The sequence below is a fragment of the Salinicoccus luteus DSM 17002 genome, assembly GCF_000712035.1.
In the GTDB taxonomy this organism is placed as follows: Bacteria; Bacillota; Bacilli; order Staphylococcales; family Salinicoccaceae; genus Salinicoccus; species Salinicoccus luteus.
Map to the genome: position 1 here is coordinate 290,344 of NZ_JONV01000007.1, position 14,809 is coordinate 305,152.

The 14,809-nt window shown below is 46.8% G+C and carries 13 protein-coding genes; 2 read left to right on the forward strand and 11 right to left on the reverse strand.

Going from position 1 to position 14,809, the window contains the following annotated elements:
* Positions 1–124 precede the first annotated feature (124 nt).
* The 3 genes from pruA to BO53_RS0104105 form a co-directional block, all read right to left on the reverse strand.
* Positions 125–1,669: an L-glutamate gamma-semialdehyde dehydrogenase gene (gene pruA / locus BO53_RS0104090; RefSeq protein ID WP_031545723.1), complete on the reverse strand. Its 1,545-nt coding sequence runs from the start codon at positions 1,667–1,669 to the stop codon at positions 125–127.
* 337 nt (positions 1,670–2,006) lie between these two features.
* The gene (locus BO53_RS0104100; protein ID WP_031545727.1) at positions 2,007–2,255 is read right to left on the reverse strand and encodes a hypothetical protein; all 249 of its coding nucleotides are present in this window, start codon (positions 2,253–2,255) and stop codon (positions 2,007–2,009) included.
* A gap of 45 nt (positions 2,256–2,300) precedes the next feature.
* The gene (locus tag BO53_RS0104105) at positions 2,301–4,151 is read right to left on the reverse strand and encodes a plasmid pRiA4b ORF-3 family protein (protein WP_031545730.1); all 1,851 of its coding nucleotides are present in this window, start codon (positions 4,149–4,151) and stop codon (positions 2,301–2,303) included.
* 297 nt (positions 4,152–4,448) lie between these two features.
* Between BO53_RS0104105 and BO53_RS0104110 the strand changes: the two genes are divergently transcribed.
* Together BO53_RS0104110 and BO53_RS0104115 are read left to right on the forward strand one after the other, a co-directional pair.
* On the forward strand, positions 4,449–4,721 hold the full coding sequence (locus BO53_RS0104110; RefSeq protein ID WP_031545732.1) for a hypothetical protein: 273 nt from the start codon (positions 4,449–4,451) through the stop codon (positions 4,719–4,721).
* Between the two features lie 17 nt (positions 4,722–4,738).
* Complete coding sequence (locus BO53_RS0104115) at positions 4,739–5,026, forward strand: hypothetical protein (RefSeq protein ID WP_156956086.1); 288 nt, start codon at positions 4,739–4,741, stop codon at positions 5,024–5,026.
* Positions 5,027–5,194: 168 nt separating this feature from the next.
* On the opposite strand, the gene BO53_RS0104125 is transcribed toward BO53_RS0104115, so the two are convergent.
* The 8 genes from BO53_RS0104125 to acnA all read right to left on the reverse strand — a co-directional run bounded on the left by BO53_RS0104125 (position 5,195) and on the right by acnA (position 14,754).
* Positions 5,195–5,899: an MOSC domain-containing protein gene (locus BO53_RS0104125; protein WP_031545738.1), complete on the reverse strand. Its 705-nt coding sequence runs from the start codon at positions 5,897–5,899 to the stop codon at positions 5,195–5,197.
* Between the two features lie 131 nt (positions 5,900–6,030).
* A complete protein-coding gene (locus BO53_RS0104130) occupies positions 6,031–7,437 on the reverse strand; it encodes an SLC13 family permease (RefSeq protein WP_031545740.1) in 1,407 nt (468 codons plus the stop codon).
* Between the two features lie 3 nt (positions 7,438–7,440).
* Positions 7,441–8,925 (reverse strand): tripartite tricarboxylate transporter permease, encoded by a 1,485-nt coding sequence (locus BO53_RS0104135; RefSeq protein ID WP_031545742.1) that lies wholly within the window; start codon positions 8,923–8,925, stop codon positions 7,441–7,443.
* An 11-nt stretch (positions 8,926–8,936) separates the two neighbouring features.
* Positions 8,937–9,395: a tripartite tricarboxylate transporter TctB family protein gene (locus tag BO53_RS0104140; protein ID WP_031545744.1), complete on the reverse strand. Its 459-nt coding sequence runs from the start codon at positions 9,393–9,395 to the stop codon at positions 8,937–8,939.
* Between the two features lie 76 nt (positions 9,396–9,471).
* Positions 9,472–10,530, reverse strand: coding sequence for a tripartite tricarboxylate transporter substrate binding protein (locus BO53_RS0104145; RefSeq protein WP_031545747.1), 1,059 nt, complete (start codon positions 10,528–10,530; stop codon positions 9,472–9,474).
* A 37-nt stretch (positions 10,531–10,567) separates the two neighbouring features.
* Positions 10,568–11,182, reverse strand: a complete 615-nt coding sequence (locus tag BO53_RS0104150) for an RraA family protein (protein WP_031545750.1) — start codon at positions 11,180–11,182, stop codon at positions 10,568–10,570.
* Entirely contained in the window at positions 11,172–12,050 is an 879-nt protein-coding gene (locus BO53_RS0104155) for a LysR family transcriptional regulator (protein WP_031545752.1), read from the reverse strand. The genes BO53_RS0104150 and BO53_RS0104155 overlap by 11 nt, the downstream gene beginning before the upstream one ends.
* Positions 12,051–12,072: 22 nt before the next feature.
* Positions 12,073–14,754, reverse strand: a complete 2,682-nt coding sequence (gene acnA / locus BO53_RS0104160; protein WP_031545755.1) for an aconitate hydratase AcnA — start codon at positions 14,752–14,754, stop codon at positions 12,073–12,075.
* Positions 14,755–14,809 lie beyond the last annotated feature (55 nt).

Genomic DNA, 14,809 nt, shown 5'->3' on the forward strand with positions numbered 1-14,809 from the left:
GATAATTTTCATGGTCAGATATAGCTTTCTGCTATATCACTCTGTAATTTTTGCCCTATAAAAAATGCGTTGGATGACTTCATCAGTCATCCAACGCATTAAAATTCTATTCCATATCAATGTTCTAGAACATCTCTGATACGACTTTCTGCTCGAGGAAATTCAGAAGATAGTCCGGACTGCCGGTCTTCTGGTCGGAGCCAGACATCTTGAAGCCGCCGAATGGATGATAGCCGACTACGGCCGCTGTACATCCGCGGTTCAGGTACAGGTTGCCGACATTGAACTTGCGGCATGCGAGGTGCCAGTGTTCACGTGTGTTCGTAATGACGGCCCCCGTCAGTCCGTACTCGGTATTGTTGGCGATCTTCAGCATCTCATCGAAGTCTTCCGCTTTAGCAAATGCCACGACCGGTCCGAATATCTCTTCCTGCATGATACGTGCTTTCGGGTCCACATCTGCGAATATCGTCGGATGGATGAAGTAGCCTTTGGAGTCGTCGGTTTCTCCTCCAATTTTCAGTTCGCCCTCTTCCTTGCCGATTTCAATATAATTCTTGATCATGTCGAACTGCTTCTGGCTGATCACCGGTCCCATGTAGGTTTCGTCTACAGGGTCGCCGACCGTCAGTTCCTCCGTCAGTTCAATGGATTTCTGCAGCACTTCGTCATAGACATCCTTATGGATGACCGCACGGGAGCCGGCGGAACATTTCTGTCCTGAGAATCCAAAGGCGGAACTGACGATTGCGTCGGCTGCAAGGTCGAGGTCCGCATCCTTGTCGACGATGATTGTATCCTTGCCGCCCATCTCAGTGATGACGCGCTTCAGAAAATCCTGTCCTTCCTGAACTTCTGCTGCCCGCTTGTTGATGCGCAGTCCGGTCGCTTTTGAACCTGTAAACGTGATGAAGTGCGTCTTATGGTGGTCGACCATGTAGTCCCCAATGACACTTGCGTCACCCGTAACGAAGTTGACGACACCTTTCGGCACGCCCGCTTCCTCAAGCACCTCCATCAGCTTATAGGCGATCAGTGGTGTATCTTCCGCCGGCTTGAGCAGCACAGTGTTTCCTGCGATGATTGGCGCCACAGTTGTGCCCGTCATGATGGCAAACGGGAAGTTCCATGGTGTAATCGTGACACCCGGCCCCATCGGCTGGTAGAAGTATTTGTTGTGTTCGCCTTCGCGGTCGAGTGTCGGTTTGCCGTCTGCCAGTTCCATCATGGATCTGGCATAGTATTCGATGAAGTCGATGCCTTCATTCGTATCCCCATCGGCCTCATTCCATGGTTTACCTGCTTCATATACCATCAGCGCCGAGAACTCATGCTTGCGGCGTCTGATGATTGCCGCCACTCTGATGAGCAGTTCTGCACGGTCTTTAGGATCCCATTCACTCCATGATTCGAACGCTTCTTCCGCAGCCGCCATCGCCTGATCGATATGCTCGGTCGTCGCTTTTGAAACATGTCCGACAACCTCTTCCTTATTCGACGGATTGTACGAAGTGATCTGGTCCTCTGTTTCTATATGTTCACCGCCGATGATGAGCGGACGTTTGATGCCAAAATCATTTTTGACCTGTGCCAGGGCATCCCTGAAGGCCTTCTTGTTCTCTTCTTGTGTAAAATCTGTAGCTGGTTCTGCGTGATACGGTTGTACCATTGAAACTTCCTCCTTCATTTCACTTAATTGGATATTGTGATGAACGCACTATAAAAAAGCGCTTTCATTTACAGCGCCGGGAGTACAGTCATCGAACGTCTCCTTATAATGAATTCTATCCTATTTTTAGGACGATTTAAAGCCTGACGGTCTATCATCTTCCCCGAATGGCCCTCCCCAAAACTTACAAATTGTATATCCATAAAGGCCACCTGCAGAATTGAACTTGGGTCGTCAAGCAGGATGGCATCAGAGGGGGTTTGATTCTCCTGCAGTCGGGAGAGGGCACTTGCATGCCGCTGCAGCACTTCCTGACTGCAGCCCATCTCACGTTTATCTACTGAAGGTTCAGGCGTCCCGCTTCAATGTGCGCCTCAATGATGGATTCGATATCCACCTTCCTGACTGCCCTCGCGGTTTCAGGATGCATGAAGCATCCGTCATACGCCGCTTCGAACACCAGACCAAGGCGCTGCAGATCATGGCATGGCTCCAGCGATGACCAGAAAGGAAGCTCATCCGTTTCGATCTTGTTGTTGAGCACTACGAGCTCCACCGGATGGAGACGCTCGAGGAGGCGGGCCAACCATTCCCGGCTGGTGAGGATCTCAGTATATGTCTCGACGAGCCCTCATTTTTTGAGCTTCGAATATCCTCTATATTTCATGGCTCTGAGGCGGTCTTTGATTTCCTCCATGGTCATGCTTTCATCGACCAGCCGCTTCATATCCACATCCTCCATGTACTTTTCGCTATGCAGGCGACCGGGATGCTTCGGACTCTCCTTGTCGAACAGCAATGCAAGCAATGGCTCGGCAATGCTGGGATGGATGGCCCATCGATCGAGAAGGCCCGCACCCGCCGGTACAACCAGCCGCCTGGCATGCAACGTCTTCATGCCATCCTTCTTAGCAAGGATGTACTGGACCGCATCCCCTTCCTGGCCCAGAAGCCAGTCGACAAGCGTCAACACTTCCTCCTCATCCATCTCCGCCACCACTCCGTGCAGCCTATGGGGATCTTCTGCGTACCCGACCATCGCATCGATGTAGTCGCCCGGTGCAGCTCCGCCCTCAAACAACGCCAGCGCGTATTCGTGCTCGGAAATCAAACCTTCAACACTCTCTTCAAGCCCCAAAGCCCCCGCATCAGACGCCCCAAGGGGCCCTTCTCCACTGAAAAGTGCAGCGAGCCTGCGGTTGATCGCCTGCTTCGGATAGCGCTGTCTATAGCCGTTGCTCCTGGCCCAGAGGAGCGTCTCCTCATACTCCGGATGGGATTCATCCTTCAATATGGCGAGCATCTCCTCAAGCCCGCCGACGCCACCGACGTCATCCATTACGACCGGCCCCCTGTACTTTTCGACACGCGGCAGTACCGGCTCCCCGAGCGTCATTGCCTCCAGCACCTTCACCTCATGGAGCCAGTCATCGCCATAGTCATACCAGTATCGTATGCTGTCCCCCTCACCGAGAACCGCCCCGACATGCACCTCGCTCGCCAGGTATTCCTTGCGGCTGCCGTCTGTGCCGAACTCCATCCGTCCCTCCATATCAAATGAATGGACGAAGATTTCATGGTGATCATCGAGGAACTCGGCCATGTGGCTGTCATCCCAGCCCATCGCCGCCTGGATGATGAGATGCAGTTCATAGAAATTGAGGTCCATCGGGACGATGATTTCCCTCCATATCGGGGTTTTGGTGTGGAGCAGTGTGACTTTGAGGCGCATCGCATCATATCCGTCACCATTGTCCACCGGGCTGTGGGGGAGGGCATGAGCCTGGGCGGCACGCCTCACCGCCTCCATGACCTCCTTATGCAGCATGCCGACTTCTTCACTCACCGGCAGGATGACCCCCGTGAAGTGGAGTATGCGGAAGTCATTGAGTTTGACGCTGCACTCCGACCTGTTCACATATGACATGAGTGCATAATATTCCTTTGGAGGGATCTGGGAGAGCATCTGCTGCAGCACTTCCGGATCCGTCAGGATTTCATTCAGCTCCCTGATGTAGCCTTTCTTCGATGCCGCTTCGGAATCATGGCCGAGATTTCTGACCATCACTTCGAGAAACGCTTCAGGATAGCCGTCCAATATCATCTTATGGTCCATCACCGCTGCGGTGCCGATCCATTCTTCCGCCTCCTGCGTAAGACGGGCGGTATCGGCTGGTGGCCCTCCCCTCTTCAGCATACGGGATAATACCGTCACCGCACGTGTATGGATCAGCCCCTTCCCGTCATGGTTGATGATGATGTGTGAACCGGTCAGGATGGGATGCTCATCCGGTGCATACTCCACTTCAAAATAGCCATCCATCGGGTGCACACGCTTCAGCCTATCGATCAGATCCCGTTCCTTCCCGTTCAGCAGTGCAGCCAGTTCCGCCATCTGTTCTTCGTCCTTCACATAATCCGCCTGGATCCTTGCCATTTTCCTGTCTTCCATGAATCTGCGGTAGAATTTGTCGATATTCATCAGATATACCCCTATTCTCCCCGTCAACAGGGGATTTGCTTCAAAATTGGACGATTCCCTCCACCTGGGTTCCGAACCGCCAATTCCTTTAATCCAAGATTAATTCAGTATGACGAAAAATTAAAGTCATACCCAAAGATCGATGCAATCAGTGATTTTATGGTTACAGATTGGAAGGCAGTTGGAATAAATACTATCCACTTCTGCAAAAACGGTGACACTTTGGCAATATACATTGATTTTGGAATTTTTTTGAAGTACGTTGGAATCCAACAACCGATAAGGAGATGTATTTTGATGCGTATAAGAAAAGTGTTCTTTGTCATGCTGAGCCTGCTCATATTCTCGTCCCTGTTTTTCGAGCCCGTAAAGACTTATGCCGCCACCAAAAGTTTCTCGAGCCCGCCCCAGACCATCAGCTACAGTGAGGAGAAGGCGCGTGCCCTCGACGAGAGCATCTATATCGACCTTGAAAACAGGACTGCCGGACTCGATCGTGAAAAGGCGCTGCAGGGCCATCCATTTACGGAGGAAGAACTGCAGATCGTTGAAGACAGCTCGCCGGCCTGAGTGATGAAGAAGTGCAGATGATGATCGAAGATGCAGCTCCAATCAATGAAGATGAAGTGACGACCATGGTCGCACCGGTAATCGTCTGGGGCGGTGTCGCCATTCTTGGGATATTTACGGGTGCCGCACTTTATTTCTCATCAAAATACATGACCCATGTGGAGAAGCAGAACCTGATCAACAGATGCTATGATATGGGCGGGACACCATCACTCGATAGCGGAGATGCAGGCGGCATGGGCGGCGCACCCAAGAAGGCCTGGTGGAAGATATCCAATACGTATACATTCGAATGTGTAAAATAGAGGAATGAAGAGGTGATATGATGGATCTGCTCGATATATTCATGTGGGTCATAATACTCGTCATCGTCGTAAGCATCGGCATGATGATCTATTCGACGGTAAAAGGAAAGTAAATATGATGAGGAAAGGGAGCAATACCATGATGGTATGCTCCCTTTCTCCATTTATTCACCTGTTCGGACCGAATACGCGCGGTTCACTGCTCCCCTCGCTGCCCTGCAGACGCTTGTTGAGCGTCTTTTTCCAGTTGTCGGCGAGATATTCACATGCACATAGGCTCTCCGCAAGACCGATGTTGCTGGTCTGATTGTACATCACTTCATTGCATGCCTCGATCGTCCACTCCGGGCACGGGTGTTCCATCCTTTCGAATGTATCCCCCGCCTGCACATGACCTTCCTTGAGCACCCTGAAGTACCATCCTGTACGCCCTGTCTTCTGGATTCTGAGGGCAAGATCGATGACCTTGTGGCGCCGGGCAGGCTTCCAGCATGGCCGTCTGGGCTGCGAAACCTGAACGATCGCTTCTCCAACCTTGAATGTATCGCCAATGCACACATTCGATTCATCCATGCCTGAAACCGCAAAGTTTTCCCCATTACCGCCGACCGGGATATCTGCATGAAGTTCGCGTTTCCATTCTTCATAATGTCTGACCGGGTAGACGAAGACCGCCTTCTCGGGGCCTCCATGATTCTTCTTGTCAGCGACCTCATCCCCTTCAAAGCCCGTTTTGGTTAGATATATCGGGCCTTCCGTGGGTTCCTTGAAGATGCCGCTCTCCCATGACTGATCCATCTTGTTCTCTGCATCGCTGCGTCCCACCTTTTTGACCTTCCCGGTGAACAGCCTATGAATTTTCCGATGTTCCATCTGACTCCCCCTCTGATAAATGAAATTATATATCCATCCCATTCGCGTTGAACTCCGTCAGCGGATGGGACTTTCAAGTTCATTACTACCCTTTCATAATAACACTTACTTCAATAATTCAAAGTCATGTTCTACCAATAGAAAAATAGTGAAAGTATCGCTATGCCTGTCATGATCAGACTTGCACAAAGACCGATCAGGAATTGATCTTTGCTGCTCACCACTCCAGTTTGAAATGCGAGGTAAACAGTAGGAGTATGGATGGGTAGGATGAGCATGCTCCCTATAATCACAAATACCAGCAGCGAAAGCTGCAAATCACCAACCCCAATCAGATCAGCATATGAAATTACTATAGGAAAAATAACAATTATTGCAGAGGAAGGAACGATAAAGAAAAATCTGAGTATGAAGATGATTAAAGAAAATAATATGACTTTGATTAGAATACTTGTGTCTTCAGGTATTGCAAGCATCAATACTCTGGCCATGGCATCAGCTGTTCCATTTTCAGCCAGCAATATCCCCAATGAAAAAGACGTACCGAGAAGCAGGAAATTTTCCCAGTCGAAACCCCGAATCATTTCGCTGGTTACAAGATTCAGCTTGGGTAATGAAAAAACGACAATCAGCAGCAGGGGTGGAAGCAGTAATGGTATGGTGTCCTGATCAAGCAGAATCCAGGATAGAATCATCATGGCAAAACCGATCAATACAGCCCAAAACTTTTTTGTATATCCTACCTCTATGGTTTCAACCTTGTCATTTTTGCTCAAATCAGTTGAACCCCTGTCCTTCCCGGTATGTTTCAAATAAGCCAACATCATCATGATAATTAAAATCGAGCCTATCCATATGGGAGGAACAAGCAGCAGGAACCATTCCGTCCAGCCTATGTCCACAACGTCAAAGTCACTTAAAAGCTGTACAGTGAGTACTGAAAACCCTCCCCCTGTAATCACTACCATCGTTCCTATCTGGTTTATCATACCTATGATGAACATGCTATATTTATGATATGTACTATCACGAGAGAAGCCATACAACCTATTCAGACTGTCGACTAGAGGCTGAAGCATTTTAAACCTCGCTATAGCCGAAGGAAGTATAATCGGCAACAGTAGAATGAGTATCGGCAACCCTATGATACTTTTGATTATACTATCTTTGCTGAACTTCTTTATCGTACCGGCAATCGACTGGTCCACGCCCACTTTAACAAAAACTTTACTCAATATGGAAAGTGCGAATATAAAATAGAGGGCTGAAGAAAGGAATCCTTGGAATGCCTCTTCAACTGTTTCCACAAGACCAAAGGCGATCATTAAAGCAAGTATGAGCAGACTTCCTGCCCCCACAGGGAGGGGGGCCATTATCCATATATATACAGCCACCATCAATAACACCAATGTGAGTTGCTGCTCCTGTGTGAAAAAGGTCCTTCCCCCCGTATCAATAAATAATACGAGAGAAAGGACACCAACAATAATTATTAAAGGAACGATATTTTTTAAATGATTGGAGAAAACATCCTTCATAACCTATGCCTTCTTTTTCCTTAATTTCAACAGCGGGAAGATAAAGGAAAGTACAGATAAAATAATCAGCGTCAATGAAATCGGACTTTCCAAAAATATCATAAAGTTTCCATTCGAAATGGATAGGGACTGCCTGAACGACTGTTCCAGCATTCCCCCCAGTATGAATGCCAATATGAAAGGAGGCGCTGGAAAAGCGAACAGCCTCATCAGAAATCCAAGGACGCCAAACAGTACCAGCATATATAAATCGAATGTACTGAAACTGATAGCGTAGACACCAATCATACTGAACATAATAACCAAGGCGATCAGAAGCGGCCTAGGTATGTTCAGTATTTTGGATATGTACGGAATAAGGGGCAGGTTGAGCACGAGCAGAACAATGTTCCCCAGATACATACTCGCAATGATACCCCAGAAAATTTCGGGGCGTTCTACCATTAGCAATGGCCCCGGTTGTACACCCAATACTAGAAATGCACCAAGCAAGACGGCTGTTGTACCTGATCCTGGAATCCCCAAGCTGAGCAGGGGAACGAAAGCACCGCTTGTCGCAGCGTTATTCGCTGTCTCTGGGGCTGTCAGGCCTTTGACGGACCCTTTACCGAATTCTTCAGGTTTTTTGGCAATCTTCTTTTCCATGATGTATCCGATGAAAGATGCAATGGTTGCACCTGCACCCGGTAGTACACCAAGGAAGAATCCGACAAACGATTGCCGACTCATCGGCCCGCGCATATCTTTCAATTCTTCTTTTGTAATTTTAAGCGAACCGACATTTCGCTTATCACTTAATGAATCATCGTGTCTCGCTATGATCAGTTTACCTACTTCTGCTATCGCAAACAGCCCAAGTGCGATGACAAGAAAATCTATCCCTTCAAACAAATTCGCATTTCCAAAGGTGAACCTCTGCGTCCCCGTCTGTGGGTCAATTCCTATAGTCACTGCCATAAACCCGACTACGGCAGATATCAAGGCCTTTGTAGTAGAACCTTCGGACAGACTGGCTATAGCTGTCAATCCCAGGAGCATCAGCCCAAAGTAGGCGGGTGGACCAAAGGATATTGCCACACTTGCCAATGCAGGTGCCATAATCATAAGTAGGACTACACTTACTGTGCCGCCGGTAAAGGATGCGATGGCTGCAATTGCCAGGGCCTTACCCGCTTTTCCCTGCTGTGCCATCGGATAGCCATCGAAAGATGTCGCTACCGTTCCTGAGATTCCAGGGGCATTCAGCAGAATCGAAGATGTGGACCCGCCAAATACTGCACCATAGTAAACCCCAGCCATCATGATGAGACCAGTGGAGGGATCCATACCGAATGTAATCGGAATCATTACTGCAATTGCACTGATCGGCCCCAATCCAGGTAGCATTCCGATGAATGTCCCGACCAATACACCAATCATGACAAACATGATTCCTTCCAAGCTGAAAGCTGTTTGGAAACCGGTCATAATTCCTTCTATTGAACCCATTCAACCCCTCCTTAAAATGGCAATATTCCTTGTGGTAATTCTATGCGTAGAAATTGCGTAAACAACATGTACAGTACTACTGGAAAAACTATGGATACTATCGCATTCGTAATGAACTTCTTATATCCAAGAAACCAGGAGCAGAAGAATACGAACAGCGCCGTTACTGCGACAAAACCGAGTATCTCCAGTAAAAAGATATATAGCAGTATCATTCCTGTGACTGCAAGCAATGTGATGATTTCCTTTTTGGGAATATTGCGCCGCTCCCTCTGTTCCTCCGTCTCAGAATCTTTGATGAAAAAGAGTACTATGGAAAGGAAGACCAGAAGCCACCCAAGGCCTTTCGGTACCATATCCGCGTCAATTTCTGTATATGTATACGCAGGCAGATTATATGTCATAACTAAATAAAATGCCGCTAATGCAAGTAATATAAGACTAATTTTCCTATTCATTGTTCTCAGCATTCAGACACCACCTCTAATTTAAATCCCTCTATGGGTCATTAGTGAATTAAGCTGGGCTTAACCCAGCTTAATATCCTTACTCAGATTGACCGAGGCCCAACTCATCAAGGATGCTTTGAAATTCTTCATTTTGTGCATCCAGATATTCCTGGTATTCTTCAGGTGCCATGTACATTTCATTCCACCCGAATTGGGCTCTTACATCTGCGAAACCTTCAGAGTTGCTCAATTCCTCGAATTTTTCCACGTAGTAGTCAACTGCTGCCTGATCCATATCCGGTGGTCCAAAGAAACCTCTCCAGTTGACCAGTTCAGCATCAATCCCCTGCTCTTTTACTGTTGGGAATTGTCCGAGCGTCTCGCCCTCCAGCCTCTCTTCAGAAGTGACACCGAGCACTCTCATATTACCCGCACGTGCCTGCTCTGCAGTTTCTGCTATACCAGTTGAGAAAACATCCGCACTGCCATTCAGAATCTGCGTTACACCTTCACCGTCCTGGGCAGAGACATACTTGATCTGGGTAATATCCACTCCGGCCGCTTTAGCCACATATGCGAACGCAATATGGTCCATACTGCCTGGGGAAGATGTACCCACTACGGTTACGCTGGCCGGGTCTTCTTTCATATCTTCAAATAGTTCGTTGAGATCATTCCATTCTGCGTCCTCTGCTACTGCAAAAGCTGGATAGTCAGCAATCATGTTCGCAATTGGTGTGAAATCTTCGTAGTTGTATTCCGATTGGCCATTCAACGGCACCAACAGGAATGGTGGAGATGTTACGAAGAGATGATGGTTGCTGCCTGCTTGGTCTGCTATGTACGACCAACCTACAGCGCCGCCACCACCGACTTTGTTGGTGACACCCATATCCTCTTCAATGATGCCTTCTTCACTGAATGTCTGCATCGCCATTCTGGCAGTAGTGTCATACCCACCGCCTGCACCTGCTGGCGCTACGATTTCGATGGGCTCAGAAGGTTCCCAGCTTTCAGCCGACTCCTCTCCTCCGCTACCTTCACCAGAATCAGCGGATTCGCCCTCAGCTGATTCTTCCGAGCCACCTTCACCCGAACAAGCAACAGCAAATAACGCAACAACAGCAAGTAACAATAAACTTAAAAACTTCTTCATGCTAATTTCCCCCTTGAATTAATGGATTTTCTATATTTTAACTCGTCATCGAGTCTATATAGCGATGGATTTCTTCGATACTGTTTCCAACTCTTTCATCGCGCGCTTCATCTTTTTCTATTTTTTGCTTCGCTTTTTCCAAAACTGTTTCCGCTTCTTCTTTCGGAACAACGACAACACCATCTGCATCACCGAGTACTATATCGCCATCTTTTACAGACACACCTCCGCAACTGATTGGGCGGTTCAATATACCGGGGGCCGCCTTGAATCCGGCATCACATGTAGTTCCTATTGCAAAGACTGGGTAGTCTAATGCTTGTATGCCTTCAATATCCCTGATGACACCGTCTACGATGATACCTTGTATCCCCAAAGTCCTGGCCATGCCGACTACGAAATCTCCAGCAATCGCCCTTCTGGTATCCCCCTCAGCATCCACGACAATGACATCATTTTCATTTGCTTCCTTCAGGGCTTTCAGAAAATCCTTATTCTGTCCCTTGGTTATCTTGACTGTAAAAGCTCTTCCTGCAACTTTCTGTGATGTTAAAGGCTTTATGCGATAGTCCATTGTAGTGTGCCCTTTCAAAGCATCCGAAGCGCTCGTTGTAGGGATTTTTGAGAATTCATCGACTAGTCTATCCGTCATTGGCCTTCCTCCTTGTATTTGTTTTTACAAATTCGACAAACTCTGCAATAATTTTATTTTCCAGTAATGACTCTGTGTAATACATCCATGTACTTGCAACCAGCGGTGTCTGATCATCGAGCATAAGCCGTTCTTTATAGAGGGGGTCTTCATCCGCCACAATGGATTCTGGAAGTATTCCATAGCCGAATCCATTCATAACCATTTCCTTGCACCCCTCAACGTTGTCCACTTGCATGCCTACGTTAGGAGGCACTTCAAAGTGTGCAGCCCACCAGTTTTCAATCATTGCTTTTGTAGTACTGCCAGTCTGGTATTCTATTTTGGATAGGTTAGGCAAGTCCTGCTTGGATACCGGTTCCTTGTAGACCAGACATACAGGATCTTCACCCAATTTATCTTTGCGACCATTCCATTCATACTCAGCTCTTATAAAACCCAGATGGATATTCTGTGTATTTATCAACTCATATATTTCTTTGCCGTACCCACTGTGAATATTGTATTCAACCAATGGATAATGCTCCCGGAAAGCACTCAGTATTTGTGGCAACTGATATTTTGCAATGTGATTGCTCACCCCGATGTTGAGCTTACCGACTGTCTGACAGCTCATGCTTCTGACATCTCTTTTGACCTGGTCCATTTCATTCGATATTTCCTGGGCTTTTATGGCCAAATATTCTCCTTCAGGTGTAAATTCGATACCTTTGCTTTTTCGAGTGTAGATCGTAATGTTGAATTTTTCTTCAATCTTTTTCAATTTTTTTGAAATGGTCGGTTGTGAGATATACAATGTTTCAGCGGTTCTGGTGACATTTTTACTACTATAAAGTTCACTTACAATCAACCAATCTATATCATCCATTCAATATCACTTCCATCGCCATCTATTCGGACATCATTGTATTGGCTATATACGGCAATATCCCTCCATGCTTGTAGTAAGTCACCTCAGCGTGATTATCGAGCCGGACTTTAGCTTTAAAAGATTTCACCATATCTCCACGTTTCATTTTCACAGTAATCATTTTGCCTGGATGAAGCGCTTCCAATTCGTTCTCGAAATAAAAACTTTCATCCCCTTTTATATTTAAAGTCTCCTGATTTTCACCACCCTGGAACTGGAGTGGAAGCACTCCCATGCATATAAGGTTGCTTCTATGAATCCTCTCAAAACTTTCAGCAATGACTGTCTTCACTCCAAGCAGCATGGTGCCTTTGGCAGCCCAATCCCTGGAACTTCCTGTTCCATACTCTTTGCCAGCAATGATTGTCAAAGGCGTGTCATCCTGCGCGTACTTTGTTGCCGCTTCAAAAATCTCCATGGTTTCACCTGTAGGCAAATACTTTGTGAAGCCGCCTTCTCTGTCTGGAACAAGTCTGTTGCGGACACGTACATTGGCAAATGCAGCACGCTCCATGACTAGGTAATTTCCTCGTCTTGATGGATAGGAATTGAATTCTCTTGGGCCGACCCCTTTTTCAATCAAGTACCTGCCAGCTGAACCATCCACTTTTATCCGACCGGAAGGGGAGATATGGTCAGTGGTTACAGAATCTCCTAACATCAGTAATATTTTAGACCCTTCCAATGACTCGGCTTTCAGACCTTCATCCAGGAACGGCGGTTTCTGTATATAAGTGGATTCTGGGTCCCATGAATAGGTATTGCTGTCCACTGGAGTCAAGTTGTTCCACCGTTCATTTCGTGTCATTATATCACCGTAACTCTTTAAGAACATTTCAGGATCAATGGCACTTTTCTTTATTTCCTCCACTTCCTTGGAGGTCGCCCAAAGATCTTTTAAATAAATTTTTTTCCCATCCGGTTCCACACCAATCGGTTCACTTTCAAAATCAATATCGATTCTTCCTGCAAGTGCATAAGCGACAACCAAAGGAGGAGAAGCCAGATAGTTTGCCTTTATTTTAGGATGTACCCGGCCTTCAAAATTACGATTACCCGACAGTATGGAGGACACCACTAGATCTTCTTCATCCACTATCAGATCTGGTTCAGGCAGGAGATCTCCGGAGTTACCTATGCATGTCGCGCAACCATACCCGGCAATATCGAACCCCAAAGCGTTCATTGCTTCCTGCAACCTCGATTTCTTCATATACTCAGTAACGACCTTTGACCCTGGTGTAAATGAGGTTTTGATGTAGGAAGGAACCTGCAACCCTTTTTCGAATGCTTTCTTTGCCAGAATACCAGCACTTATGAGTACATCCGGATTCGATGTATTTGTGCAGCTCGTAATGGAGGCGAGTACTATGCTGCCGGTCTCCAGGTATTCCTTCTCAGATGAAGGGATGGCCACTTTCCTATCCAATTGTGATTGATCGAGACCATATCCGCCTTCTTTAACCGAAGTTTTCAGCAAATGGTTAAAATCCTCTTTCACTTCTTTGATATCGACTTTATCCTGTGGTCTTTTTGGTCCTGATATGGATGAAGTTATATCATTCAGGTCCAACTCTACCACTTCGGAATATTTGGGGACTTCTGCCCCAGCTTGTCTGAAAAGACCTTGTTCACAATAGTAATCTTTTATAAACTCAATAATCCTTTTGTCTTTGCCGATGGTTTCAAGATACTCCAAAGTTTCCTCATCGACTGGGAAATAAGACATTGTCGCACCGTATTCAGGTGCCATATTCGATATTGTAGAGCGGTCGAAAACAGTAAGGGAGTCGACTCCCTCCCCAAAAAACTCGACGATCTTTCCAACCACATCATGCTTCCTTAAAAGATGGGTAACAGTAAGGGCCAGGTCTGTTGCGGTGGAACCTTCCGGTAAGCTTCCGGCCAATTTGACCCCAACCACTTTAGGGTCTCCCAGATATAAAGATTCACCAAGCATTGCCGCCTCTGCCTCTATCCCCCCAACTCCATATCCGACAATGCCGAGCCCGTTGATCATTGTCGTATGGGAATCGGCACCTACCAAGGAATCCGGATATACGATTGACTTATCCTCTTCTTTTTGAATTCTCACTACTTCTGATATGTACTCCAAGTTGATCTGATGCATGATGCCCGAAGAAGGGGGAAACACTCTGAAGTTATCAAAGTTATTCTGAGCCCATTTTAAGAACTGAAAGCGTTCCTTGTTCCTCTCAAACTCTCTCGTTTCGTTCATTTCAATAGCCAGCTGATTAGCTGAAGCATCAACAATCAATGAATGGTCGATAACCAGATCGATGGGAATGACTGGATTGATCTTATCTGTATCCGTCCCATGGTCTTTTGCATAATCTCTTAAAAGGGCCATATCGACAAGCGCAGGTACGCCTGTTGTATCATGAAATAATATGCGGTGGGGCTTGAATGCTATCTCTTCGATCTTTTCCTCTCCAGTTCCCCAACCCGCCAAAAGCTCAATATGCTTTTTTGTTATTTTATGATCATCGAAGTTCCGAATGCTCGACTCCAATATCACTCTCAAAGAATAGGGAAGGTATTTCATATTACCGCCATGGCCTTGTATCAATTCATTCAAGGAATAATAATAATAATCCTCTTCCTTGAATGAAAATGATTTCAAATAAGTTTTTTTATCCATAGTTACACTCCCTGACTTTGCTTACTTTTCAGTATATTGGAAGCGCAATCATAAA